This is a genomic window from Pseudomonas sp. PLB05, from assembly GCF_021106615.1.
Lineage (GTDB): Bacteria > Pseudomonadota > Gammaproteobacteria > Pseudomonadales > Pseudomonadaceae > Chryseomonas > Chryseomonas benzopyrenica.
In genome coordinates this window covers 850,452-874,858 of the sequence record NZ_JAJOHO010000002.1, presented here as the reverse complement: position 1 = coordinate 874,858, position 24,407 = coordinate 850,452, and the positions used below count along the sequence as shown (strand labels likewise).

General features: G+C 67.4%; 21 protein-coding genes and 2 pseudogenes. 10 read left to right on the top strand and 13 right to left on the bottom strand.

The window, feature by feature from the left end; translation table 11 throughout:
• Positions 1 to 94: 94 nt before the first annotated feature.
• Positions 95 to 697 carry a nucleotidyltransferase domain-containing protein gene (locus LRS53_RS10720; protein ID WP_231355861.1) on the top strand — a complete coding sequence of 201 codons (603 nt, stop codon included), beginning with the start codon at positions 95 to 97 and terminating at the stop codon, positions 695 to 697.
• Positions 684 to 1,136: a DNA-binding protein gene (locus LRS53_RS10715; protein ID WP_068384281.1), complete on the top strand. Its 453-nt coding sequence runs from the start codon at positions 684 to 686 to the stop codon at positions 1,134 to 1,136. Before LRS53_RS10720 ends, LRS53_RS10715 begins: the two co-directional genes overlap by 14 nt.
• A gap of 30 nt (positions 1,137 to 1,166) precedes the next feature.
• On the opposite strand, the gene LRS53_RS10710 is transcribed toward LRS53_RS10715, so the two are convergent.
• Positions 1,167 to 3,599 carry a glucan 1,4-alpha-glucosidase gene (locus LRS53_RS10710; protein WP_231355860.1) on the bottom strand — a complete coding sequence of 811 codons (2,433 nt, stop codon included), beginning with the start codon at positions 3,597 to 3,599 and terminating at the stop codon, positions 1,167 to 1,169.
• 101 nt (positions 3,600 to 3,700) lie between these two features.
• Complete coding sequence (locus tag LRS53_RS10705) at positions 3,701 to 5,929, bottom strand: FUSC family protein (RefSeq protein WP_231355859.1); 2,229 nt, start codon at positions 5,927 to 5,929, stop codon at positions 3,701 to 3,703.
• 164 nt (positions 5,930 to 6,093) lie between these two features.
• On the opposite strand from LRS53_RS10705, the gene LRS53_RS10700 reads away from it, so the two are divergent.
• The gene (locus LRS53_RS10700; protein ID WP_017642673.1) at positions 6,094 to 7,023 is read left to right on the top strand and encodes a LysR family transcriptional regulator; all 930 of its coding nucleotides are present in this window, start codon (positions 6,094 to 6,096) and stop codon (positions 7,021 to 7,023) included.
• A 4-nt stretch (positions 7,024 to 7,027) separates the two neighbouring features.
• On the opposite strand, the gene LRS53_RS10695 is transcribed toward LRS53_RS10700, so the two are convergent.
• The 6 genes and pseudogenes from LRS53_RS10695 to LRS53_RS23885 all read right to left on the bottom strand — a co-directional run.
• Positions 7,028 to 7,561: a cytochrome b gene (locus LRS53_RS10695; RefSeq protein ID WP_231355858.1), complete on the bottom strand. Its 534-nt coding sequence runs from the start codon at positions 7,559 to 7,561 to the stop codon at positions 7,028 to 7,030.
• A gap of 86 nt (positions 7,562 to 7,647) precedes the next feature.
• Complete coding sequence (locus LRS53_RS10690) at positions 7,648 to 8,916, bottom strand: arsenic transporter (RefSeq protein ID WP_231355857.1); 1,269 nt, start codon at positions 8,914 to 8,916, stop codon at positions 7,648 to 7,650.
• Positions 8,917 to 8,957: 41 nt separating this feature from the next.
• Positions 8,958 to 10,274, bottom strand: coding sequence for an MFS transporter (locus tag LRS53_RS10685; RefSeq protein ID WP_231355856.1), 1,317 nt, complete (start codon positions 10,272 to 10,274; stop codon positions 8,958 to 8,960).
• 253 nt (positions 10,275 to 10,527) lie between these two features.
• Positions 10,528 to 11,481: a bestrophin family protein gene (locus tag LRS53_RS10680; RefSeq protein WP_017642677.1), complete on the bottom strand. Its 954-nt coding sequence runs from the start codon at positions 11,479 to 11,481 to the stop codon at positions 10,528 to 10,530.
• 252 nt (positions 11,482 to 11,733) lie between these two features.
• The gene (locus LRS53_RS23890; protein ID WP_423814403.1) at positions 11,734 to 12,447 is read right to left on the bottom strand and encodes a methyl-accepting chemotaxis protein; all 714 of its coding nucleotides are present in this window, start codon (positions 12,445 to 12,447) and stop codon (positions 11,734 to 11,736) included.
• A gap of 156 nt (positions 12,448 to 12,603) precedes the next feature.
• Positions 12,604 to 12,777: pseudogene (locus LRS53_RS23885) on the bottom strand (HAMP domain-containing protein); the annotation flags it as partial.
• 798 nt (positions 12,778 to 13,575) lie between these two features.
• Here LRS53_RS23885 and LRS53_RS10670 point away from each other — a divergent pair.
• The 4 genes from LRS53_RS10670 to LRS53_RS10655 all read left to right on the top strand — a co-directional run bounded on the left by LRS53_RS10670 (position 13,576) and on the right by LRS53_RS10655 (position 18,089).
• On the top strand, positions 13,576 to 16,428 hold the full coding sequence (locus LRS53_RS10670) for a DUF748 domain-containing protein (protein ID WP_231355854.1): 2,853 nt from the start codon (positions 13,576 to 13,578) through the stop codon (positions 16,426 to 16,428).
• Positions 16,429 to 16,445: 17 nt separating this feature from the next.
• Positions 16,446 to 16,730, top strand: coding sequence for a DUF2845 domain-containing protein (locus LRS53_RS10665; RefSeq protein ID WP_017642680.1), 285 nt, complete (start codon positions 16,446 to 16,448; stop codon positions 16,728 to 16,730).
• The gene (locus tag LRS53_RS10660) at positions 16,727 to 17,026 is read left to right on the top strand and encodes a DUF2845 domain-containing protein (RefSeq protein ID WP_017642681.1); all 300 of its coding nucleotides are present in this window, start codon (positions 16,727 to 16,729) and stop codon (positions 17,024 to 17,026) included. The genes LRS53_RS10665 and LRS53_RS10660 overlap by 4 nt, the downstream gene beginning before the upstream one ends.
• Positions 17,027 to 17,387: 361 nt before the next feature.
• Positions 17,388 to 18,089 (top strand): glutathione S-transferase family protein, encoded by a 702-nt coding sequence (locus LRS53_RS10655; RefSeq protein WP_231355853.1) that lies wholly within the window; start codon positions 17,388 to 17,390, stop codon positions 18,087 to 18,089.
• A gap of 68 nt (positions 18,090 to 18,157) precedes the next feature.
• Here LRS53_RS10655 and LRS53_RS10650 read toward each other — a convergent pair whose 3' ends face one another.
• Positions 18,158 to 18,667 (bottom strand): nucleoside 2-deoxyribosyltransferase, encoded by a 510-nt coding sequence (locus LRS53_RS10650; RefSeq protein ID WP_231355852.1) that lies wholly within the window; start codon positions 18,665 to 18,667, stop codon positions 18,158 to 18,160.
• A gap of 88 nt (positions 18,668 to 18,755) precedes the next feature.
• Entirely contained in the window at positions 18,756 to 20,201 is a 1,446-nt protein-coding gene (locus LRS53_RS10645; protein ID WP_231356121.1) for an aminotransferase-like domain-containing protein, read from the bottom strand.
• A gap of 168 nt (positions 20,202 to 20,369) precedes the next feature.
• Between LRS53_RS10645 and LRS53_RS23880 the strand changes: the two are divergent.
• Positions 20,370 to 20,477: pseudogene (locus LRS53_RS23880) on the top strand (hypothetical protein); the annotation flags it as partial.
• An 86-nt stretch (positions 20,478 to 20,563) separates the two neighbouring features.
• Here the strand turns inward: LRS53_RS23880 and LRS53_RS10640 are convergent.
• Entirely contained in the window at positions 20,564 to 21,610 is a 1,047-nt protein-coding gene (locus tag LRS53_RS10640) for a metal-dependent hydrolase (protein ID WP_231355851.1), read from the bottom strand.
• A gap of 3 nt (positions 21,611 to 21,613) precedes the next feature.
• Complete coding sequence (locus tag LRS53_RS10635; RefSeq protein ID WP_231355850.1) at positions 21,614 to 22,363, bottom strand: alpha/beta fold hydrolase; 750 nt, start codon at positions 22,361 to 22,363, stop codon at positions 21,614 to 21,616.
• A 166-nt stretch (positions 22,364 to 22,529) separates the two neighbouring features.
• Here LRS53_RS10635 and LRS53_RS10630 point away from each other — a divergent pair, with 166 nt between their 5' ends.
• Complete coding sequence (locus LRS53_RS10630) at positions 22,530 to 23,210, top strand: glutathione S-transferase N-terminal domain-containing protein (RefSeq protein ID WP_231356120.1); 681 nt, start codon at positions 22,530 to 22,532, stop codon at positions 23,208 to 23,210.
• A gap of 83 nt (positions 23,211 to 23,293) precedes the next feature.
• Here LRS53_RS10630 and LRS53_RS10625 read toward each other — a convergent pair whose 3' ends face one another.
• Positions 23,294 to 23,560, bottom strand: coding sequence for a DksA/TraR family C4-type zinc finger protein (locus tag LRS53_RS10625; RefSeq protein WP_017642690.1), 267 nt, complete (start codon positions 23,558 to 23,560; stop codon positions 23,294 to 23,296).
• Here LRS53_RS10625 and LRS53_RS10620 point away from each other — a divergent pair.
• A complete protein-coding gene (locus tag LRS53_RS10620; protein ID WP_231355849.1) occupies positions 23,559 to 24,395 on the top strand; it encodes a CDP-diacylglycerol diphosphatase in 837 nt (278 codons plus the stop codon). The two genes, LRS53_RS10625 and LRS53_RS10620, sit on opposite strands and share 2 nt — an antisense overlap.
• Positions 24,396 to 24,407 lie beyond the last annotated feature (12 nt).

Sequence of the window (24,407 nt, the reverse complement as noted above, 5' to 3'; positions counted from 1 at the left end):
TTCAGGCGCTGGAATACACCAAGGGCAATCACACTGGTTGTTTGCTGCCTTTTAGGCTTCAATTGCAGCCCAAAAGGCAGCAAAAAAATTTCTTATGTCCCTTGCTTCCGTTCTATTTCCCGACTATCGCCGCAAGGTCCTGGCACTTCTTCTGCTCCATCCGGAGAGCAGCTACCATCAGCGCGAAATCGCGCGCTTGACCAAGACCCAGTCTGGCACCCTGAGCCGTGAGCTCGTCAAGCTGGTCGCGGCAGGTCTGGCCGTGAAGACGCGCGTGGGTAATCAACAGCACTATCGCGCCAATCGGGAGTGCCCCATCTTCGAAGAGCTGGCGAGCATCTTGCGCAAGACCAGTGGCCTGACCGATATTCTGGCCGAGGCGCTGAGCCCCATTGCAGACCGAATATCGGCAGCTTTCGTCTTCGGCTCGATGGCTAGCGGCAAAGCAAGCGCTGGAAGCGATATTGACCTCATGATCCTGGGTACCGTGACCTTCCGCGAGGTAGTGGCATCGCTCTATCCCTGTCAGGAGACGCTTGGGCGCGAGATCAACCCCAAGGTATACCAGCGAGAGGAATGGCAGAGGCTGTTGGCGGAAGGAGGAGCCTTCATCACGGACCTGCTGGAAAAGCCCAAGGTGTTCGTCATCGGCGACGCTTCGTACCTGTCACAAGGAAGGACAGATGACCCTGGATAATCTGCTCGGCAAGAGTCTTGAGGCGATCACACCGGACCCTGCGAGCATCCAGCGCTTGCTGGAGGCAGCGCAACGTAGCTTGACCGATGCGTGTCTGCCAATACTGAGCAGCGAAAGCCGCTTCGATCTGGCCTACAAGGCAATCATGCAGGGCGCGAACGCAGCGCTTCAGGCCAATGGCTATCGGACCCTGACTAGCCGCCCCGGTCACCATCAGACCATGATCCAGTCACTGCCCCGGACCGTCGAGCTTGATACATCGACGATGTTGGTACTGGATACCTTGCGCAAGCAACGCAACGTCATCGACTACTCGGGCGATCTAGTCAGCGATTCGATGGCTCAGGAGGCCTTGCAGCAGGCCGAGGTCCTGCTCCAGCACGTCACGCATTGGCTGAAGCAAAATCGACCAGAGCTGCTATCGGATCGCGAGCGCTAACAGCGCTCGCGATCCGACAACTGGCTTGCTTCAGGGCGCCAGAGCCCGCGCCACTACCGGGTAGTGATCCCACACCTGGCCGTCCGCCAGGGAGCGCAGCAGCTTCACGTATTCGGCGTGGGACCAGGCCAGCGGCGTCGCCGAATCGGTGCCCTGCCCCTTGGTATAGCCGTGGCGCTGGTTGTCACCCACGCCATCCCAGACCTGCTCGGGCAGCATCAGGCCGGCGTTGGCGAACAGCTCCAGGCCGCGGACGTAGGTGTCACGCAGCTTGCCCAGCGCCGCCGGGTCCGGCTTGCCCTGCAGGACCAGGCGCGCCAGCTCGTAATGGCCGCGCTCGCCGGTGAAGATCGGCCAGACCCGGCCACGCAGCCCCGAGTTGGGCACCGGCTGCTCGGTGGCCGGGAAATTGATGCCGGAGCTTTCGCTTTCGCCATAGCCGTCGTTGCCGTAGCGCCGCCAGCCGGGGAAGGTGCCGGTGACGCCGGGATACTGGAAGCTGTACTTGACCCGCAGATTCTCCGGCAGGCCTTCGTCATCCAGCACCGCCAGGCTCTTCTGTACCAGGGGATCGCCCGCCGGCCGTACGCCGTAGCGCACCAATTCGAGGAAGCCGGCGTCCAGCACCTGGTCCTCTGACAGGCCCGGACGACTGTTGTTGTCCACCAGCTTGCCTTTGTCGTTGGGATCGTCGTTCTGGGTGATGCGCAGGTAGTAGTTGCCGGCGCCCAGGCTGCCCTGGGTGGTGGCCATGGTCTTTTCGACCTGGCCGGAATAGCGCCGGGCGGTCTCGCGGTAACGGCTGACATTGGCCTCGTCGCCGGCATGGCGCGCCAGCTCGCTGGCGGTGGCGAGACCGGCGATCACCGCCGCGGTGGTGGATGGCGAATAGCCCCACTGCTCTTCCCAGCGCTCCTGCTGGGTCTGCGGCGGCTTGACCTGCCAGGTGTTCCAGCCCAGGTTGACCTGGCTGTCACGGGCGAGGAAATCCGCCGCGGGCCTGAGCATGTCGCGGTACCAGCGGTCGATTTCGGCATCGCCGAGCAGGCCGCCCTGCCAGAGGCGATAGCCGAGCATGATGGGCATGGCGGTCTGGTCGAGTTGCACGCCGACCCACTCGATGGTGCCGTCGACATGGGTCTTCTGCAGGAACCAGCCGGTAGCGCCCGGTGCCCGTACCTCGTCGCCCCGTTTCTGCTGATGGATGAAGGCGGAGCTGTCGGCCGGCTTGTGCGCGGTATTGGCATCCACCTGCACCTGCTTGAGGTAACTGAAGGCGACCTTGGGCGTCTGCCGGTCACCCAGCGCCAGCAGAGCCATGGCGCACTGGTAGAAGTCCCGTGGCCAGACCGCCTTGTAACCGGTCGTGCCTTTGCCCGCCGGCACCGTTTCACCCCAGGGATTGGACAGCGAGGCGATCAGGGCGCCGGCGTGGGTCTTGTCCTCCTGAGCCTTGAGCACCAGGGCGCTGGCATTGACCAGCTTGCCGCCGTCGCCGGCCTGCGCCTGCAGGCGCGGCAGTTGGTCGAGACCGGCCAGGTAGTCCTGCCAGCCGATGGCGTCGCCCTCGCCGTTGTAGTGGGCCAGCACCTTTTGGTAGCCACGGGTCAGGGTGGCATCCGCCGCCGCCTCGGCCTGGCGCGGATTGGCGCCGAAGCCCACCACCACGTCCAGGGTGGTCTCGGCGCCCTTGAGCGGCAGCTTGGCCAGCATGGCGACGTTGCCGGCCTGGTCGCCGGTGCTGCTGTAGAGCTGGGTCAGCTTGCCGTTGCGGCGCAGGTCGTCGAGGCCGTCGGAGCTGCCGACGAAGCCCACGGTGGGCGTCTGCAGCGGCTGGCTGGCCTTCACCACCAGGGCGTGCTCGCCTTCGCTGGCGTAGAGCACCCCACCCTTCACCGCGGCGCGGTCGTGGCTACCGCTGTTGGCCAGCGCCGGATCGACATAGAGATAGGGCTGGATGCGTGGGTCCTGGCTGCGAAAGATGACACGCATGACCAGGGTGTCCTGGTCCGGGTCGGTGAAGACGTGTTTCTCGATCTCGTAGCGGCCCTGGCGGTCGCGGTTGACGATCTTGTAGGCCAGCGAGGTGGGCCGGCCGGCGGCATCGGTGGCCAGGTATTCGATGCGGCTGTCGGTGTCGTCGCGCTCCAGGTGGGTGAAGTCGGGACCGCGGATCACCAGCTGCATCTCGCGCAGCTGCGCCTCGTGGATGAGACCCTGCATGGTCTCGGTGACCACCCCCTGGGCCAGGGAAAACCACACCCGCGAGACGCGGCCGGTGCTGGCCTGGTCGCTGTAGGCGCCATCGCGATAGGCCTCGTAGCTGGTGCCGATGCCGGTCTTGCCGGAATAGGACCAGAAGGGCGTGGCACCGGGGGCGCCAGGAGCCTCCAAGGCAAACGCCAGGGGAGTCAGCAGAAAACTGACGGAACAGAGCAGCGGACGGACGAAGCGGACGGGCATGGGCAGGCGGGCCTTGTTCTGGTTGTGCCGAAAGTCGCATGGCAGAGGGTCTGACGGCCCTCCCCGTTCGTAAGCCTAGCCAATATTTCCAGAAGCGCTGCTCAGCCTTCGTCCCGCGCCGGTGGCCGGGCCGGCGGCAGGTACCCGGCCAGGGGCGAATCCGGCGCCAGCAGCGAGGTGCGGATGAAATGCAGGTAGCTGGCGATACGGCGCAGCGGTGAGCGATCGAAGTCGCCCGGATTGGGCTCCAGGTGGCGCTGGGCCTGGTGCGCCAGCAGGATGGCCTGGTCCACGGCGCCCAGGGCGCGGGCCAGGTTGGCGGCGTTGGGCTGGCGGAACAATCGCACCAGGGCCCGCCCCAGGGCGCGAATGGCCAGGCGCCAGGCACGCTCTTCGCGATACCAGGGCAGGGGTGGCAGCGCGGCCTGCTCCAGGCGCAGCTCGATGATGGCGTGGCCCAGCTCCAGACTCAGGAAGGTCCAGCGCAGCAGCCGCCGCTGCACCTCCGGCTGGCCGACGGTAAGCACCTGCACCTGGTTGAGCAGATCGCGCAGGCCGGAATCGAAGCGGCCACTCAGACCGGCCAGGGGCGCCCCGATGGCATGGACCAGTCGCTCGCGCAGGGCATCTTCCAGCCGGCGCCAGACCCAGGGCTGGCTGGGCGGCAGGAGCATGCTGACGGCTACCACCGCCACCGCGCAGGCCACCCCGTAGGCCAGGTAGGTGTTGCAGAAGACATCGGCGTCGTAGCGCGGCAGATTGCCCGGCAGGGCCGCCGAACAGAACCAGACCATCAGCCCGGTGCCATAGCCCGCCAGCCGCGGTCGAGTGATCAGCCAGGCGCCAGCGGCGAACACTGGTGTCAGGGTCAGCAGCAGCAGGGCGAAGCCGTCGATCCAGGGCAGGACCTGGAATTGCAGCAGCCCACCGGCCAGGGCCCCGACCAGGGTACCGCCGGCCAGTTGCAGGCAATAGCGGCGCGGATCGGCCGAGGTGGAAGCCAGCGCCGAGATCAGCGCCGCGGCCAGGGTGCAGGCCGCGCCACTCGGCCAGGCGGTCTCGATCCAGAACAGTCCCACGCCCAGCACCACCAGGGCGCTGCGCAGCCCGGCCATCCAGGCCACCGCGCGACTGGCCAGGGGCGTGAAGGTCTCCCGGGGAGCGGGTGTCGTACTCGCCGGCGCCTCAAGTGCCAGCTGGGCACCAAGCAGCAGGTGCAGATCCTCGGCGAAGCGATAGAGCAGTTCGGCGGCGGTGTCGTAGTCGAGCCGGTCGGCTTCGGCAGGCGTCGCCTGGACCAATTGCTGGCGGCCATTGCGGATCGCGGCCATCAGCGTCTCGCGCTCCGCAGCCAGGCGCTCACTGAGGCGGCGTAGGTCACGCTCTTCCGGCAGGCGACCCAGGGCCGGCGCCAGGACGGCGGCGATCAGCCCAAGGGCGGGCGCCAGCGCTTGGCGCACGGCCCGGGGCCGATCGCTCAGGCGGTCGAGCAGTTGGTAGAGCGCATGGAAGCGGGTGTTGAGCAGCATGAGGCGATTGCCCAGGGCGGCCAGGCGTCCGCTGCGTCGGCGCAGATAGGGCTCCTCGAAGACACTGGCGCTGCGCAGGCTTTCGAAGCCCACGGAATCGGCAGCGAAACGCGCACTGAGCCCGGCGAAGCGTTCGGCATCGAGGCTACCCAGCAGACCGTCATGGGCCATGGCCAGGAAATCGCGCAGGCGCTGGGCCAGGGTCCGGCGCAGGACGCCACGGGTGGTCTGCGGCAGGATCGCGACACTTACCACCCCGGCGCAGCAGATGCCCAGGGCAATTTCCAACAGACGCCACACCGCCTGCAGAAAGGCGCCCTGGGGCTGGGCCACCGCCGGCAGCCCCACCAGGCAGGCGGTGTAGCCGGCCAGCAGGAAGCCATAGCTGCGAAAGTCGCGATAACGCGCCGCCCCCCGGGTGCAGTAGCCGATCCACAGCACCAGGGCGCCGAGCAAGAGCACCCGCTCCTGGGCGAACAGGGCGATGGCGGCGACGGTGAAGGTGAGCCCGGCGAGACTGCCCAGGATCCGGTAGAAACTCTTGGCCAGCACCTGGCCACTCTGCGGCTGCAAGACGATGAACACGGTAACCAGCACGGTGCTCGGTTGCGGCAGTTCCAGGCGATAGGCCAGCCACAGGGCCAGGGTGGCAGCCAACAGCGCCTTGGCGATGAAGGCCCAGGTCTGGCCATCGGTGCGGGCCCATTCGCGACCGGCGCGGCGCCAGGCGTTCAGGCTGGGCCAGCGTCTACGTGGGGAAGCAGTGGGGTGCCGCGCGAAGAGCGGCGAAGCGAAGGGCATGGTGGGCAACGACGGGAGCGACCGGAAGGAGGGAGGCGCAGCGCCTCGGTGGCCATTCTAGGAAGCCCGCCCCACGGCGATTAAGTCGGGTGTGACGGCAAAGAGCGTTAACCAACGGGCGGGTAATGGCCCACAATGCCTCTTTCAACCGCCCTGCCCCGTCCATGGATCATCTCTTCAATCTGCGCGCCTTCGCCTGCGTGGCCCAGACCGGCAGCTTCACCGCCGCCGCCCGCCAGTTGGAATTGACCACCGCCTATGTCTCCCGGGCGGTCAGTCAGCTGGAGCAGCACCTGCAGACCCGGCTGCTACATCGCACCACCCGCCAGTTGCGCCTGACCGACGCTGGCGAACGCTACCTCACGCGCTGCCAGCGCATCCTCGCCGACCTCGACGAAGCCGATGCCGAGGCCCGTCACGCCCTGGCGGTGCCGCGCGGGCGGCTGCGCATCCACACCATGACCGGCCTCGGCCAGCACTACCTGATCCAGAGCCTGGCCGGCTATGCCGAGCGCTATCCCGAGGTGGACCTGGACCTGCAGCTGACCAACACCTTCACCGACATCCTCAAGGAAGGCTACGACCTGTCGCTGATCCTGGCCGCTGGCCTGCCGGATTCGGCCTTCCACTCGGCGCATCTGGGCAGTACCTATAGCGTGCTCTGCGCGGCGCCCACCTATCTGGACCGCCAGGGGCGCCCGGCCACGCCCGCCGACCTTACCGGACATCGCTGCCTGCGCCTGGTCAATCGGGCCATGGCGCCGGATCGCTGGCTGCTGGAGGGGCCTGAAGGGATAGCCGAGGTGGCGGTGGATCGGCCGCCCTTCCAGGTCAACACCGCCGATGCCCTGGCCGAAGCCGTGGCCAGCGGCCTGGGCATCGGCGCCCTGCCGCTGTACGCCGCGGTCGCTGGCCTAGCCAGTGGCCGCCTGCAACGCGTACTACCCGGGCACCGGCTCTATGGCCTGGACATCCATGCACTCTATCCGTCGCGGCGCTTTCTCGACGCCAAGATCCGCACCCTGGTCGACCACCTGCGCGAGACCCTGCCCGCCCTGCTAGAGCGCGATCGGTTGCTGGTGGAAGGGACCTGACGCTTTAAGGCCGCTGCTCGGGCAGCATCCGCTCCAGGGTGCCGTCCCGACGGATCGCCACATGCCAGACCACCGCCGCCACGTGCAGGATCACCAGCCCATAGACGGCGAACTGGCCGGCCACATGGATGCGATTGGCGAGGATGCCGAGGGCTTCATGCCGGGGAAAACCCGGCAGGGAAAACAATCCGAACACCGGCACCGGCTGGCCCTGGCCAGCCATCAGGTAGCCGGTCACCGGCATCAGCAGCAGCACGGCATAGAGCAGGCCATGGTTAAGCGCGGCGAGCAGCCGCAGCAGACGACCGTCACGGGGATAGGCCGGCGGCGCCGGATGCCGCCAGCGCCAGGTCAGGCGGATCAGGATCAGCAGGAACACCGAGATCCCGGTGGATTCGTGCAGCAGATACCAGAGGGTGCGCACCGGCCCGGGCGGAAAATTTTCCGCCACCCAGACGAAGGGCAGCAGCAGGCACAGCAGCGCGACGGTCAGCCAGTGCAGCGCCTGGGCGAAGCCGGTATAGCGGGCGACGGCCATGGGCAGCTCTCTCCAGCAGAGGTATCCCGATAGTGCCCTAAGCGCAGCGACAATGCCGCTACGCCGAGGGACCGCCGGTCAGCGCCTTAGAGATGGATCAGCGCGGCTAGCGCCAACACCAGCGCCGGGATCATCACCACGGCGCCCAGCCTGAGGAATTGCCAGAAGCTCACCGACAGCCCCTCGCGGCGCAGCGCGGCCAGCCACAACAGGGTCGCCAGGGAACCGGTGATGGACAGGTTGGGGCCGAGATCGATGCCGATCAGCACGGCGCCGGCGATCTTCTCCGAGACCTGGGCGGTCTGCACCGCCGCCCCGGCCAGCAGGCCGGCCGGCAGGTTGTTGACCAGGTTGCTGCCAAAGGCCACCAGCAGGCCGGCGCCCCAGGCAGCCCGTTCCGGCGTCGCCTGGGCGGCCGCCTGTAGCTGATTGGCCAGCGCCTGCAATACCCCGGTGGTCTCCAGGGCCTCCACCAGCACGAACAGCCCGGCCACCAACGGCAGCACGCTCCAGGAGATGTGCTTGAGCAACTCCAGGCCGCCGCCGCGCTTGCAGGCCACCACCACCAGGAAGGTAGCGAAGCCGGCGAGAAAGGTTGGCAGACCCAGCTCCAGATCCAGTGCCGAGGCGCCGAGCAGGACCAGGATGGTCAGGATCAGGCCGCAGCCGGCGATGCGTCCGGTGGTGGGCAGGGCCTCCACCGCGCCCCCTGCGGACAGGCGCTCGGCGCGCAGGACCTTGGCCTGGGTCGCCCAGAGGGTCAGGAAGGTCGCCGCGATGGCCAGGATCGACGGCAGGGTGAAGAGCGCCAGCCAGCGGCCCAGCTCGGGCATGTGCTCGGCGAACACCACCAGGTTGGCCGGGTTGGAGATCGGCAGCACGAAGCTCGCCGCGTTGGCGATGAAGGCGCAGGAGAACAGATAGGGCAGCGGATTCTTCACCTTCGCCGCGCGGGTGGCGTAGTAGACCGCCGGGGTCAGCACCACGGCGCAAGCGTCGTTGGAAAGGAACACCGTGACCAGGATGCCGACGCCATAGACCAGGGCGAACAGCCGCAGCGCCGAACCCTTGGCCGCGCGCACCGCATGGCCAGCGACCCAGTCGAACAGCCCTTCCTTCCGGGCGATCTCGGCCAGCAGCATCATGCCGATGAGGAACAGATAGACGTCGGTGCCCTTGGCGATCCCGTGCCAGACGCCGTCCAGCGGTAACAGACCAAAGACTGCCAGCAGCGCGGCGCCAGCGACGGCGAACAGCGCTTCCGGCAGACCGAACGGCCGCGAGACCACACCCAGGGTGGCTACCCCGGCGATGATCCAGGTCAGCAGGTGAGGAGAGAGCGCGAGTGACCCCATGAACGCCTAGTGCCTTCTATCGAGCGGGAAAGCGGCAGACATTAGCCTAATCCGGCCGATTGCGGAGGCTCCATGGCGCCTGATCGAGCATCGGCAACCACCTGGCGGTCGCGGGTCTCCGGCATCAGCAGCAGATAGAGCACAAAGCCCACCGCGGCAATGGCGGCCAGGGTGGTGAAGGCCGCCGCGTAGCCGAAGCGGACGATGATGATCCCGGCGATGGTGGCGCTGATCGCCGCGCCCAGGCCCTGGGCGGTGGCGATGGCGCCCTGGCTGACGTTGAAGCGCCCGCTGCCGCGGGTGAGGTCGGCGACGATCACCGGCACCAGGGCACCGTAGATCCCGGCACCGATGCCGTCGAGCAGCTGCACCGCCACCAGGTAATAGGGGCTGTCGGAAAAGGTGTAGAGCACCCCGCGGATGGCCAGCACGGCAAAGGCGAAGAGAAAGATCGGCTTGCGCCCGAAGACGTCGGCCTTGCGCCCCACCAGGATGGCCACCGGCACCATCACGCACTGGGCGGCGACGATGCAGACGGCCACCAGCGAGGTGGCGCTGTCCTTGCCGACGATATGGGTCAGCTGCTGGCCGACCGAGGTCAGCATGGCGGCATTGGCCAGGTGGAAGATGGCCGCCAGCAACGCCAGCAGTTGCAGCTTGCGATTGGCCAGCAGCGCCTGCCAGGCCGACACCGGCTTGCTGTCGCGAACGCCGTTTTCCTCGCCCAGCCCCTGGGCCAGGTCATCGTCGATCTCGTCCTGGGGTACCCGGACGATGGCGACGATGGAGGCCGCCGCCAGCAGCGCCATCAGCCAGAACACCACGGTGGGGCCGAAGAAATAGGCCAGGCCACCTGCCAGGGCCGCCGAGACGGCATTGCCAGCGTGGTTGAAACCCTCGTTGCGACCGATGTGCCGGGTGAAGGCCTTGGGTCCGACGATCCCCAGGGTGATGGCCGCCAGCGCCGGGGCGAAGAGGGCCGCGGCGGCATGGGCCAAGGACTGGGTGGCCGCCACCACATAGAAGTTGGAAACGAAGGGCAGCATCACGCTGCAGACGGTCACCACCAGGGCGGCGACGCCGACCATGAGGCGCTTGTGGCGGGTCCGGTCGATCAGGGCGCCGGCCGGGGTCTGGGCGATCAGCCCGGCGATGCCGGCCAGGGTCATGATGAAACCGGCGGTGGCCTCGTTCCAGCCCTCACCCGGGCCGCGCACGGCGATCAGGTAGATGGCGAGATAGGGCCCGAGGCCGTCGCGGACGTCAGCCAGGGTGAAGTTCAGGGCATCCAGGGCATGGCGCGCGCGGCGCGAGGGTTCGGCGCTGGCGGCGGTGGCCGGGGCACGGGTTTCGGACATGAGCGGGCATCCGTAGCGAGATGAAGAGTCGCAGGACAAAACGCCCCACGGCACCTCTCGCCCTAGCCCACCAGAGGCCGTCGGTATGACTCGACGGATCCCAGCCAACCACCGCTGCCAGGGGAGATTGCAAAATGTGACCGGAGCGAAGCGGCGCTAGTGCCGTACCGATAGCAAAGAAATCCCTCTGGCCCGCTGCTTTCCGTACGTCTTCACACTTCGCAGAGGGTCGCCATCGCAGGATGCCGGCGTATCAGGCCACCTGCCGGGTCAGGGCGGCGTCGGTCTCGGGTTGGGCCAGGAGCACCGCACTGCCTTCTTCGCTGCGCGGTCGCAGCATCGACAGCAGGTTGGCCTCGATGGTGGCGCACAGCTTGTCCATGGTGATCTGGTGCTGGCTATCAGCGAAGGGCGCCTGCAGATCGCTGCCGATGCGCTCCAGCGCCAGCAGCATGAAGCCGACCACGGTGGACACCAGCGGGGTGAACCAGCCCAGGGTCGAGACCAGGCCCAGCGGCATGGCGATGCAGAACAGAAAGCTGAACAGCTGCGGAAAGCAGACGTAGGGATAGGGCAAGGGGGTGTTGGCGATGCGCTCCATGCCGCCTTGCCAGTTGGACATATCCACCAGGGTCTCTTCCAGCCGCGCCAGGCGGATGCTGTCCAGCCGGCCCTGGCGGTATTCGCTGGCGATCAGCTCGGCGGTGCCGGCAAGGATGTCGTTGGCGAAGTTGAGGCTGCCTTCGGCCAGTGCCAGTTCATGACGGGCGAGATAAGGCGCGGCGGCCTGGGCCGGGTCCTGGCGCTTGAGCTGGGCGCGCAGGGCGTGCAGATAGCCCATGTGCCGACGCAGCAGCACCGCCTTGACCCGGTTCTGCGCCTTGCCGTTATCGTCGATCAGGGTCAGCACCTGGCGGCCGAAGCTGCGCGAGCTGTTGACCATGGCGCCCCACAGGGTGCGCGCCTCCCACCAGCGGGCGTAGGCGCTGCTGTTGCGAAAGCTGATCAGCACCACCAGCGCCGAGCACAGCAGGGTCAGGGGCGTGAGCGGCAGGTCGAAGCGGTCGTCGACGAACAGCATGGCGTCCACCGTGACCGCCACATCCCACAGCAGCAGACCAAACAGCGACCAGCCGACATAGCTGAAGGTGGTACGCAGGAACTGGATCTTCTTCTGGATGGAACGGAGTTGGATCGGACTGGACATCTGGCACTCCCGGCGGCGGCGCGGTTTCTCGATTCGCGGTTGCCCATGCCTTCCTGTCGTCTCGCCACGAGCCGCTCGACCCGTCGCCGCGCCTCCTCCTGAGAATGCAACCTGTTCGCGAGACTAGTCGGCGGTGCTTAAGTCAAACTTAATCCGGATCGACGGACGGATCATGGCAAAGTGCCTTGCCAGAGCACTCCGTTGCCGCTTGAACACCTCTAGCCAGCGTCTCGACGGCGGCGTGACCGCCGATCAGTCCCGCAGCCGACCGGCTAGCTGGGACAGATCCTGGGAGACGCCATGCAGACGTTCGCTGGCGCTTTGGGTACGCCCCAGGTCATCTTCATTGTGGCGAGCCACGGTGACGATCTCCGCCAGGTTGCGGGCGATGTCCTCGGCCACCGAGGTCTGCTCCTCGGCCGCCGTGGCGATCTGCCGGTTCATGTCGCGGATGGCCTCCACAGCCAGGGTGATGCTGCGCAGCCGCTCGCCCGAAGCGACCACCTGATCGCGTCCGGCACTGCTTTCGGCGGCGCCCGCACGCACCGCTTCGGCGGCTTCGTGGGCCGCGCCCTGCAACGTCGCGATCAACTGATGGATCTCGCTGATGGAACTGGCCGTGCGCACCGCCAGGCTGCGCACCTCATCGGCTACCACGGCGAAGCCGCGTCCGGCGTCCCCTGCCCTAGCGGCTTCGATGGCGGCATTGAGCGCCAGCAGATTGGTCTGGTCGGCGATGCCGCGGATCACTTCCAGCACACTCCCGATACGCTCGCTGTCGTGCTCCAGGCGGGCGATGACGGCGGCGGTGCGGGTGATTTCAGCGTGCATCCGTTCGATGGTGGCGATGGTCTGGGTCATGCTCGTCTCGCCTTCCTGGGCCGCGCGATCCGCATCGTTGGCCGCCGTGGCGGCACTGCCGGAATGGCGGGCCACCTCCTCCGCGGTGGCGCTCATCTCGTGCATGGCGGTGGCCACCTGATCGGTACGCGAGAACTGATCGCGGATGCCCTCGCCGCTGCGCTGGGCGATGGCGCCCAATTCCTGGGTGGTGGCATCGAGCGCCCCGGTACCCTGGCGCAACTGGCCGGCTAGATCGACGAAAAAGTCGCGCAGACGATTGGCGGCGCGTGCCAGCCGGCCCACCTCGTCGCGCCGCGACTCAGCCAGGGGCTGCCCCAGGCGCCCCTCGCTGAGCTGAACCAGCTGCTCGGTGACCCGCGCCAGCGGACCGACGATGCGGCGGTTGACCAGCCAGGCATTGAGCAGGGCGATCAGGGCGGCGAAGGCGAGCATGGCGCCCACTGCCAGCAGCACAGTCCGGCGCGCCTCGGCGCTCAGGGTCCCGGCCTGGTCGTTGGCCCGCTCATGTAGGTCGGTGACCAGGCTGGACAGCTGCTCGCTGGTCGCCCGGTCGATGCCCTTGACCGCGACATCGCCCTGGGCGGCGACATAGTCCGCCGCTACATAGGCCGCCAGCCCGCGGCGATAGGCTTCGCCCATATCTCTGTGACTCCGGGCCAGTTGCTGCAGGCGCTGACGCAGCTCGGGTTCGTCGGCCCGGCGTTGCAACTGCTCCAGCGCCGCCTGGACCCGGGCTTCTTCTTCCTGAAACTGCTTCCAGTAGCGCTCACGCTGGTCGGCGGCACCGCCGCGCAGCAATACGTTCTTCCACTCCTGCACCTGGGATTTGAAGGCCAGATTGGTGGCGTCCACCAGGCGCGCCTCCTCCAGCGGACCCGTGAGGAGGCGTTGATAGCCATCCAATTGCCGGGACAGCAAGCCGAAACCGGCCAGGGCCAGTGCCAGCAACAGGACGAGACCGCCGCCAATGAGCAGCAGCAATTGAGCACGCAGAGAACGAGAGGGATTCATGGCGATGACCAAGCGGATGGTGCGGGCGGTCACTTCACTACAGATTTATTGCAATAACGTTTCAAACAATTTAAAGGATGACTATTTCTACCAAGGCCCGCCGTACGGTCGCTAGGCGGCTACAGAAGGTCAGACCCATAGCTTTTGGGACAGCCACCGCCCTTATCGCCGGAGGCGCCGTGCCATAATCCGGCCACCTTCGCCGTCCTAGATGCCTGCATGTCCAGAATTGTGAAAGCGAGCCTCGTGCTGCTCGCGCTCTTGGCCCTCTACAGTCTGCTCGGTTTCCTGGTCGGGCCGCGCCTCGCCCTGCACTACCTCAACCAGACGCTGGCCGAGCGCCTCACCCAGCCGGCCAGCCTGCAGGCCTTGAGCTTCAACCCCTTCACCCTGGAGTTGCACGCCGACCAGCTGCTAATCGGCTCGGCGGAGCATCCCGTGATTGCCGCCGAAGGCTTCTCGGCCGATCTGCAATGGGACAGCCTCTGGCGCCGCACCCTGCACCTGACCGAAGTACGCCTCGACCAGCCCCAGGTCGATCTGCGCATCGCCAAGGGTGGCCAGGTCAATCTGGCCCAGCTCTGGCGCAGCGAACCCGCCACCACTGCCGCGCCGACGCCAGCGGATGCGGAGCCAAGCCAGCCCTTCCCGGTGCACATCGAGCGCATCGCCCTGGTCGAGGGGCGCCTGCACTTCCTCGACGCCCAGGGCGCCCAGCCGGTGGAGGCCACCTTCACCCCCCTGGATGCCACCCTGCAGGATTTCCGCACCCGTAGCGGCGACACCCCGGGCCAACTGGCACTGACCGCCACCACTGCCCAGGGCGGCCAGCTCACCTGGAAGGGCAGCCTGGATCTCCTGCCGCTACGCAGCGAGGGCGACCTGACCCTCAAGGGCGTCAGCCTGGCGCCCTGGTGGCCCTATGTGCGCAACCAGTTGCCCCTGGCGCTGGGTAAGGGGCGTCTGGAAGCCAGCACCCACTACCGCCTGGACCTGAGCAAGAGCCTGCAACTGCAACTTAGCCAGGGCCGCCTGGCGCTGGACGACGTCGCCGTGCAGGCGGTGAATGCCGAACCCAAGGCCAGCTTCAAGCGCCTGGCCGCCGAAGGCATTGGTCTGGATCTGCAGCGGCGCGAAGTCAGCATCGCCCGCCTGCGCGGCAACGGCCTGGATGCCTGGGGCAATCGCGAGCAGGACGGCACGCTCGACTGGCAGAAACTCTTCCCCACCAGCGATGCCCCCAGCAGTGGCCCGGCCTGGCGCGTGCGGCTCGACGACGCCGAGCTCAGCGACAACCAGCTGCACCTGGTGGACCGCGTGCCCCAGGACCCGGCCAGTCTCTATTTCAGCGGCCTGGACCTGGCGCTCAAAGGCTTCGATACCGCTGGCGACAAACCCTTCGACTTGGCACTCAAGACCACCCTGGGCGACCGCGGTCGCATCACCGCCAGCGGCCAGCTGACGCTCAGCCCCCTGCAGGGCAACTTCGACGTCGACATCGACGAACTCAACCTGCGCCAGGCTCAGCCCTATCTCAGCCCCTATGTGCGCCTGGAGATCCGCAGCGGCCAGCTGGCCAGTCGGCTTAAGGTGGCCCTGAAACCCGGCGAGCCGCTGGGGCTCACCGTCAGCGGCACGGCCCAGGTCACCCAGGTGCATGTGCTCGATACCCTGCACCAGCAGGACTTCATGCGTTGGCGGCGGCTGGACCTGCAGGGCATCGCCTTTACCCTTGGTAAACAGCTGGTCATCGACAGGATCGACCTGGAAAAGCCCTATGGCACCCTGGTGATCAACGAAGACCTGAGCAACAACTTCAGCGCCCTGCTGGTATCCCAGCCGAAAACCGCGTCGAAGGACAGCTCGCCACCGCTGCAGATCCGCATCGGCGGCGTGAGCATCAAGGACGGCAGCGCCGACTTCGCCGACAACAGCCTGAAGCCCGGTTTCGCCACCAACATCCAGTCGCTGGAAGGCGGCATCGGCACCCTCGATACCGCCGCCTCCAAGCCGGCCGACATCCACCTCGCCGGCAAGGTCGACCGTTTCGCGCCGGTGGAGATCAAGGGCCGTCTCGACCCCCTCGATCCCTTGCAGCAGCTGGACGTGACCGCCTATTTCCGCCAGGTCGAACTCACCACCCTGTCGCCCTATACCGGCAAGTTCGCCGGCTATGCGGTGCGCAAGGGGCGCCTCGACCTGGATCTGCAATACCGCATCGACGACGGCCGGCTGCAAGCGCAGAACCATGTGGTGCTCGACCAGCTGGAACTGGGCGAGCGGGTGGACAGCAAGGACGCCGTGGACCTGCCGGTGCGCCTGGCCGTGGCCCTGCTCAAGGACAGCCACGGTCGCATCGACCTGCGCCTGCCGGTGGCGGGCAATCTCGCCGACCCCAACTTCAGCATCATGCCGGTGGTCTGGCAGACCCTGCGCAACGTGCTCAGCCGCGCCGTCCAGGCGCCCTTCCGCATGCTGGCGGGACTGGTCGGCGGGCACGAGGCGGATCTCAGCGCCATCGACTTCGCCGCCGGCAGCACCACCCTCTCGGCCCAGGCCCGCGGCGAGCTGGACAAACTGGCCGCGGCCCTGCGCCAGCGCCCGCAACTGACGGTGGAGGTCAAGGGCCATGCCGGCGCCGCCAGCGATGGCCGCGCCCTGGCCGCCAGCCAGCTGGAAAAGGATTTCCAGACCCAGTACTTCAACCTGCTGCAGCGCCGCGGCGACAAGGTGCCGGCCGATCCCAGCCAGTTGCAGGTGCCCGCCGACATGCGCGCGCCCCTGCTGGAAGGCCTGTATCGCCTGCGACTGCAGGCGCAACCGCCGCAGGAATGGGATAGTCTTGACGATGCCACCCGCACGGCGCGCCTGCGCCAAGCGGTGCTCGAAGCCTGGAGCGGCAACGACGGCCTCCTGCGCAGCCTGGCCCAGCAACGCGCGGGGGCCATCAAGACCTATCTGGTGGAGACGGCGAAACTGGATGCCCAGCGGGTCTATCTGCTGGACGTCAGTACTCAAGCCCAATCCGGCGAATCGCCCACGGCCGCGCAATTGCAGCTCGGGGTGCTCTGACCGGTCAGGAGACTCCCATGCGTTGCCTGCTCGCCGCCCTCACCCTGCTGGTCGCCACCGGCGCCGCCGCCGATTCCATGAGGTGCGGCAACGCCCTGGTCAGCCGGGGCGATCGCGCTTTCGAAGTGCTGCAAAAATGCGGCGAACCCGCCCATCGCGACCTGGTGGGCTACGAACTGGGCCGCAACGAACGCCGCGAGGCGGTGATCGAAGAATGGGTCTACGGCCCGAAGAACGGCGCCAACTACATCCTCACCTTTGAAGCCAACCGCCTCAGTCGCATCGAGTTCCAGCGCCAATGACTCCTCGCGCCCTGCTGTTGCTGCTCCTGCTCGCCACCGGTACCAGCCAGGCCGCGTCGTTGCGGTGCGGCAGCGCCCTGGTCTCCACCGGCTCCACCACTCACGAGGTTCGCGGCAAGTGCGGCGACCCCCTGAGCGTCACGCCCCTGGGCGAGCGCCAGGTCACTGACGGCTACGGCTATCGCCAGGTCGAATTCGTCGAGGAATGGGCCTACGGCCCTTGGAACGGCATGCTGTATTTCCTCACCTTTCGCGGCGGCCGCCTGGACCAGGTGGACAGCAAGAGAGCCAACTGAGACGTTTCGCAGGTTGGCCCTGCACCCGTAGGTTGGGTTGAGCGCCAGCGAAGCCCAACACCGCCCAAGTTCCAGCCACGCTGTTGGCACGGTTCCCGTAGGTTGGGTTGAGCGTAGCGAAGCCCAACATTGCCCAAGCCCCCAGCCACGCTGTTGGGCTTCGCAATGCTCAGCGCCAACCTACGGCGCTTGGCCTCGTGAGCTAAACGCCCGCCTGACCAATCGACTCTGTGCATGGACGGCATACAGAGGTTTGGTTATTCATCTCGTGCCCTGGCCCAGCATCCTTGGTCGCCCTTTACGAACGCTGCAGGACTGCCCGCAGTCGCATGCTTCGTCTGTTCCTTTTCCGGAGTCCGCCATGGCCAAGCTACGCCTCTTCACCTCGCCGTCCGCCTTTCCCAATCCCCAGCGCCTACGGCTGTTCATCCATGAAAAGGGCATCGCCGACCAGTTCGAGGAGGTCATCCTCAAGATGGCGCCCGAGGGCGAGCAGCGCCAGTGGCAGCACCTCAAGCGCAATCCCTGGGGCGAGACGCCTACTCTGGAGCTCGCCGAGGGCGGCTACCTGGCCGAAAGCGCGGCCATCGCCCGCTATCTGGATAACAGCTATCCCGGGCGCAAGGTAATGGGCGAAACGCCGCTGGAGCAGGGCCAGGACGCCATGTGGAACGACCGCATCTTCGTGCACGTGCTCTATCGCATCGTGACCATGTTCCATGTGCAGCACGAAGGCCTCGGCCACAAGCTGGAGCTGACCCACAATCCGCAGTGGGGCGAGCATTGCCGCAAGGAGGCCCTGATGCACGCGGCCCTGGTGGATCGGCACCTGGCCGATGGTCGCGAATGGCTGCTGGGCGGCGCGGCGCCGACCTTTGCCGACATCACCCTGTGCACCGCCATCGCCTTCGCCAAGTTCCCCACCAACCAGACGCCGCTGGACGAGCGCTTCGAGCACCTGGCGGCCTTCTGGGCGCGCTGGCAGCAGCGCGACAGCTTCCGCGCGGCCTATGCCGACGGCCACAGCGGCCTGGACGAACTGGCACCCCTGGCGCGCGGCTGACCGCGCTTTACCCACCCCCTCTCCCCCTGGGAGAGGGCCGGGGTGAGGGTCCTGCCCACCTGACCCCTCTAGCCCAACCGCTCGCGCAACACCGCCAGGGCAACCTCAGGTCCGCCGACGACGAGCGTGGCGGGCACCGCCAACATCAGGTTGAGCGGCAAGCCGAATTCCTCCAGCGTCCAGCCGTCCTTATCCAGCAACCCCTTTCCCACCCACTCGGGATGCCGCGCGCGAATCCGCTCGGCCAGGCTACCCGTCTCCGGGACATAGCCCACCACCGGCTTGCCCAGCGCCACCGCATAGCCCACCTCGAAGCAGGTACCGCTGTCGGGCTCGGCGCCGCGAAAGAAATCCAGACTGGCCAGCACCCCATCTGCCTGCTCGATCAGCGCCAGATTCGCCCGATAGATCCAGGCTGCCTGTTTACGCGGCTCGCTCAGCTCCGGCGGGATGGCGTTGTCCAGTGGAAACAGGCCCGTGCAGCCGTGACGAGCGCACAGCGCCTTGAGGGCCTCGCCATGGGCGACGGCGTCGGGGCGAAAGACCTCGGGACCGGCCAGATAAAGACGGGGTGGCATAGGGAGTCCTCGCTCAAAACTGCCAGTGTAGAGGGCGGGCGAAACCTCGTCTCGGTGGCGAAGACTTCGCGCTGTACGCCAGGGTCGGCTAGACCGGCACCGCCGCCGACCGCGCCAGCGCCTCGTCGAGTAGCCGACAAGCCGTTTCACCGACGCGCCGTACCCCCTCCTCGATCCCCGGGCGCTGGGCCTGGGCATAGTTCAGCCGCACGCAGTTGCGGTACTTGCCCGAGGCGGAAAAGATGCTGCCACAGGCGATCTGGACGCTCTGGGCGAGCAATTCGCGATTGAGTCTGTGGCTGTCGCAGGCCTCGGGCAACTCCACCCAGAGCAGGAAGCTGCCCTGGGGCTGGCTGACCCGGGTGCCGGCCGGAAAGTAGCGCTGCACCCAGGCGCTCATCAGGTCGCGATTGCGCTGGTACTGGGCACGCATCCGCCGGACATGGGCCGTGTAGTGGCCAGCGGCGATGAATTCGGCGATGGCCAGCTGCGGCTGGGGCGCGGTGCAGCCGGTGCCAATGTACTTGAGGTGCAGGATGCGCTCGGCATAGCGCCCGGGCGCCACCCAGCCGACCCTGAGCCCGGGTGCCAGGGTCTTGGAGAAGGAACTGCAGAGCACCACCCGGTCGTCTTCGTCGAAGGCCTTGAGCGCCCGCGCCCGCGGATAGCCATAGAGCAGATCGCCGTAGACGTCGTCTTCGATCACCGCCAGGTCGTGCTTGCGCGCCAGGGCCACCAGCTGACGCTTGTTGGCCTCGGGCATGCAGTAACCCAGGGGGTTGTTGCAGCTGGGGGTGAGTTGGATGGCGCGCACCGGCCATTGCTCCAGGGCCAGTTCCAGCGCCGGCAGGCTGATGCCGGTGCGCGGATCGGTGGGGATCTCCAGTGCCTTGAGGCCCTGCCCCTTGAGGGTCTGCATCACCCCGTGAAAGGTCGGCGAATCCACCGCGACGATGTCGCCCTCCTGGCAGGTGGCGCGCAAGGCCGTAGCCAGGGCTTCGTGGGCACCGCTGGTGATGACGATGTCATCGGCGGTGAGCACGCAGCCGGCATCCAATTGCAGGCGTGCGACCTGCTCGCGCAAGGCCGCCACGCCCTGGATGCTGTCGTAGGACAGCCCGGCATTGCCCGGTCGCCGGGCCAGCCGCGCCATGCCGGCGAGCAAGGGCGCCAGGGTCGGCGCCTCGGTATCCGGCAGGCCACGACCGAGTTGCACCCGCACCGAGTCGGGGGTGGAGGTCATCAGTTCGCGCACCGGTTCCCAGCCGGAGACCTCCACTGGCCAACGCGCCGGTCGGGTCACCCGCGGCAACTCGATGACGCGTCTTTCCAGGCGGACGAAGTAGCCGGACTTGGGCCGTGGCTCGACCAGGCCGCGATCCTCCAGCAGCCGATAGGCCTGCTGCACCGTGGCCAGGCTCACCCCGTGCTCCTGGGCCAGGGCCCGTACCGACGGCAGGCGTTCGCCCGGTCGATAGAGGCCCTGTTCGATACGGCGGCCGAGGGCATCGGCCAACAGCTGATAGCGATTCATGCCCGGACTATAGCGGCGCAGACAGGAATCGCGCGCCATACAGATGGCCATGCCAATCACCATACAGCTGCCCGCTGTAAGGCGGCTGTATGGCGGACAACCGACCGCCCTGGATCTGCCGCTGAAGGTGCCGACGGCGGAGCATGGAGACAGCCCAGGAGAGCCGCCATGCCCAGAAACCCAAGCCTGCACGATCAAACCCGCGCCAGCGGTTGCTGGCTGCTGTTCCAACGCCAGCTGAGCACTCGCCGCAGCCTGCTGGAGCTGTCGGACGAAGAACTGGCCGATATTGGCCTGGATCGGCTGACGGCATTGCACGAAGCCCATCGCCCCTGGTGGCGGGTGCTGCTGGACGCCTGGCGTCAGTCCGGCAGCCGCGACAGCCGCGCCGCCCAGTCCGCCACCGGTGCCGGCAGCTCCGGATGCCAGAGTCTGCGCCAGACCACCGCCAGCTGTTCGCGACCGCCTCGCTCCCGCGGCCACAACGAAGGTTCGGCCACCAGTCGCCAGCCACTCGCCTCGCGCTGAGCCAGCACGAAGCGAAAGCTGTGGTAGCCGGTGGCGCCCAGGCGCAGATCGGTCACCACCAGGTCATCGCCCAGGCGGTCGTACCTCAGCCAGTCGTCGGTGAACCAGCGCAGCCGCTCCTCGGCCGGGGAATCGGCAAGAATTGGCGCCAGTTCGCCGCCCCGCGGCAGCGGCACCAGCTGCGGCGGATGGTCGTCGAACAGCCCGACCCAGGTTTCCCGGTAGCGCTCGGGGCCATCGTCCACCATGACCCGCCAGAGCAGACTGGTGAACGGCAGGGGTGCGCTGAACAGGCGCGCGTCCGCCTGCCCCTGGGCCGCCAGCACCTGGCGCACCTGGCGCTCCGCGGAATACTTGGCCGCCAGGGTCCAGCCCAGGTAGGTCGTGGAGAGCAGCAAGGCCGCCACGGCCAGCCGTGGCGTTCTGTCCCGGGGGCCGAGCACCAGGCCAGCCAGCACTGCCAGCAACAATGGCAGGGTATAGAGCGGATCGATGATGAAGACGCTGGACCAGGCCACCGGAGTGGTCGGCAGTGGCCAGAACAACTGGGTACCGTAGGTGGTGAAGGCATCCAGCAGCGGATGGGTGATGAGCACCAGCCAGAGGGTCAGGAACAGTCGTCGCTGGCTGTAACCCGGATCGCGCCAGCGCCCGCACAGCCAGGTCAGCAACAGGGCCACCCCGGTCAGCACGAACAGCGAATGGCTGAAGCCGCGGTGGTAGGTCATCTCGTTGACGGCGTTGCCGTAGTCGATGACCACATCGAGATCCGGCAGGGTGCCCAGAGCCGCGCCATAGAGAAGGGCGCGGCGGCCCTGCCAACGACCCAACAGCGCGGTCTGGACGGTGGCGCCGAGTACGGCCTGAGTCAACGAATCCATGGATCAGAGCTTCCGGGCGAAATCGAGCATCAACCGCGCCAGGGCCTGGGGCGTTTGCAGCGGCATCAGGTGACCGGCACCGGGAATCACCTCCAGTCGGCTATTGGGAAAGGCCGCCAGGGTGGTCCGGCGCTGTTCGTCCGGACCGGGCACCTGCTGGTCATCGGCGCCGCAGACCAGCAGCACCGGATAGTCCAGGGTCTCGATCCGATCGCTCCAGTCTTCACGACTGCCGTGATCGACCCAGGCACGCCAGGCCTGAAGATTCAGCCGCTGGGCGTCAGCGATCACCACCTCGCGAATGGGATCCGGCAGGCGATGGGCACTGGATTCGTCGACGAAGGCCTCGGCCTCCGCCCGGCTCTTGCCATAGGCGCGCTGGGCATCGCGGTCCGCCTCGCTCATGGGTTGCGGCCCGGGCGGCGAAGGCGCCACCAGGATAAGGCCGACCAAATACTCCGGCCGCCGCGCCGCCAGCACCACAGCCACCTTGCCGGTCATCGAATGGCCGACCAGGATGCAACGGTCCAGACCCAAGGCGCGGATGCTGGCATCCACCTGATCGGCCATCTCCGCCACGCTGTAGCCCTCGACCTCGGCGGCATCGCCAAAGCCTGGCGTATTGAGCGCCACGCAGCGATGTTTGCCATCTAGATAGGGCACGGTGGGAAACCAGGTGCGGTGGGAGCCGCCGAGAAAGTGCATGAGCACGAAGGTGGGCGAACCGCTGCCCTGCTGGCTGTGGGGAAGCATGGAAAATCCTCGGTGCGGGCTGAAGGCGGATACGTCTCAGATGGAGAGGTAGGCAGCGCGCTAAGTTCCGCTTCGCTGGAGGCCTGGCAACCCGGGCCGCGCCGGCCGGTCTCACTCAGAGCCGCCCCTTTCCGGAGTCCACCATGGCCGATCTGTCCCGCTTTCCATCACCCACCGCTGGCCCGCCCGGCATCCCGAGCGCCTGCAGCTCTACTCGCTGCCCACGCCCAACGGCGTCAAGGTCGCCATCCTGCTGGAGGAGCTCGGCCTGCCCTATGAGGTGCATCGCATCGACTTCGACCAGGACGATCAGCACACCGCGGAATTTCTTTCGCTGAGCCCCAACAACAAGATCCCCGCCCTCCTCGACCCCGACGGCCCCGGTGGCGAACCCCTGGGCCTGTTCGAGTCCGGCGCCATCCTGCTCTATCTCGCGGAAAAGACCGGGCGCCTGCTGCCCGAGGATCCGGCCCGGCGCTACCAGGCCATCCAGTGGCTGATGTTCCAGATGGGGGGTATCGGTCCGATGTTCGGCCAGCTCGGCTTCTTCACCACCTTTGCCGGCAAGGACATCGAAGACCCGCGGCCCCGCGAGCGCTATGTGGCCGAAGCCCGGCGCCTGCTCGGCGTACTGGATGGCCAGCTCAAGGGCCGCGCCTGGATCCTGGGCGCGGACTACAGCCTCGTCGACATCGCAACCTTCCTCTGGATCCGCGCTCTGCTGGAGGTCTACCAGGTGGCCGACCTGGTCGGCTTCCAAGACTTTCCCGAGGCCCGTCGCGCCCTCGACGCCTTCCTCGCCCGCCCGGCGGTGCAACGCGGCCTGCGGATACCGGCCGCACCCTGATGCTCGCCAACGCTGGTATGCAGCTGCGCCAGTGGCGAGCGGAGGATGGCCGGGTGTCGGCGCGGCTGAATGCCGATCCGCCCCTAGCGCAACTGACTGTCCTTGCTCGCCCGCCGGTTGTAGCCGCCGGCGCGCTGGTCTTCGGCGTCCTGCTCGGACTGGCAGCGGATGCACAGGTGTACACCCGGGACCGCCTGGCGGCGCGCCTCGGGGATGGCGTCGCCGCACTCCTCGCAGTGGGTGAGGCTCGCGCCTCGATGCAGACGACTGCGGGCGCGCTGCACCGCATCGTCCACCGTGCTGTCGATCTGTTCCTGAACCGCGCCGTCTCCGGCCCACCCATTGGCCATGGCTGACTCCCAGCTGCGTTGCCTTGATACCCATTGGAAGCGAAGCTCGCGCAGATGTTCGCTGCCGTCCAGCGTCCGTCCGTCGTGCTGGCATCTGCTGTCGCTGCTGATGCTGGGATTGGCGCTGACGGGCTGCTCCAACCGCGAGCTGCTGCGCCAGGTCACGACGGCACTCTGTGTGCCCAATGCCCGGCTCACTGGCCTGGCGGCGCCCTGTCGCCAGGTGGTGGAGGATCCCGGCTTCGCCATGCTGCGTGCGCCCGGCGAGCGTCAGCATTTCATCCTGGTGCCCCTACGCCCCCTGCGCGGGCTGGAGAGTCCGGCGCTCTGGCAGCCAGGCCAACCCAATTGGTTCGGCCTGGCCTGGCGCCAGCGCTGGTATCTGAGCGCCTGGGGCCAGGCACCCGTGGCGGATGAGCGGATCGCCCTCGCCCTCAATGCCCCCAGCGGGCGCAGCCAGGATCAATTGCATGTGCACCTCGCCTGCCTGCGGCCCGAGTTGCGCCAACAGCTGTGGCAGCTGGCGCCAGACATCGATGAACACTGGCGCGCCCTGCCAGTGGCGCTGGCGGACAGTCGCTATCAGGCGCAGCGCCTGAGCGAAACCCAGTTGCAGGCCACGGACTTCTTCCAGGTCCTGGCCAGCCAGCCGCCCTATCCACTGCCGGATCCGCGCCTGTCACTGGCGGTGGTGGCGCTGCCGAGCCAGGACGCCGGTCGCCAGTTCCTGCTGCTGGCCGGACGCGCGGGCAGCCAGCCGGGCGATTTCGGCTCAGCGGAACGGCTGCTGGCCGGGGATTGCCAGGGAACGACCACGGCCCCGGCGACTCAATAGCGCCAACGCGCC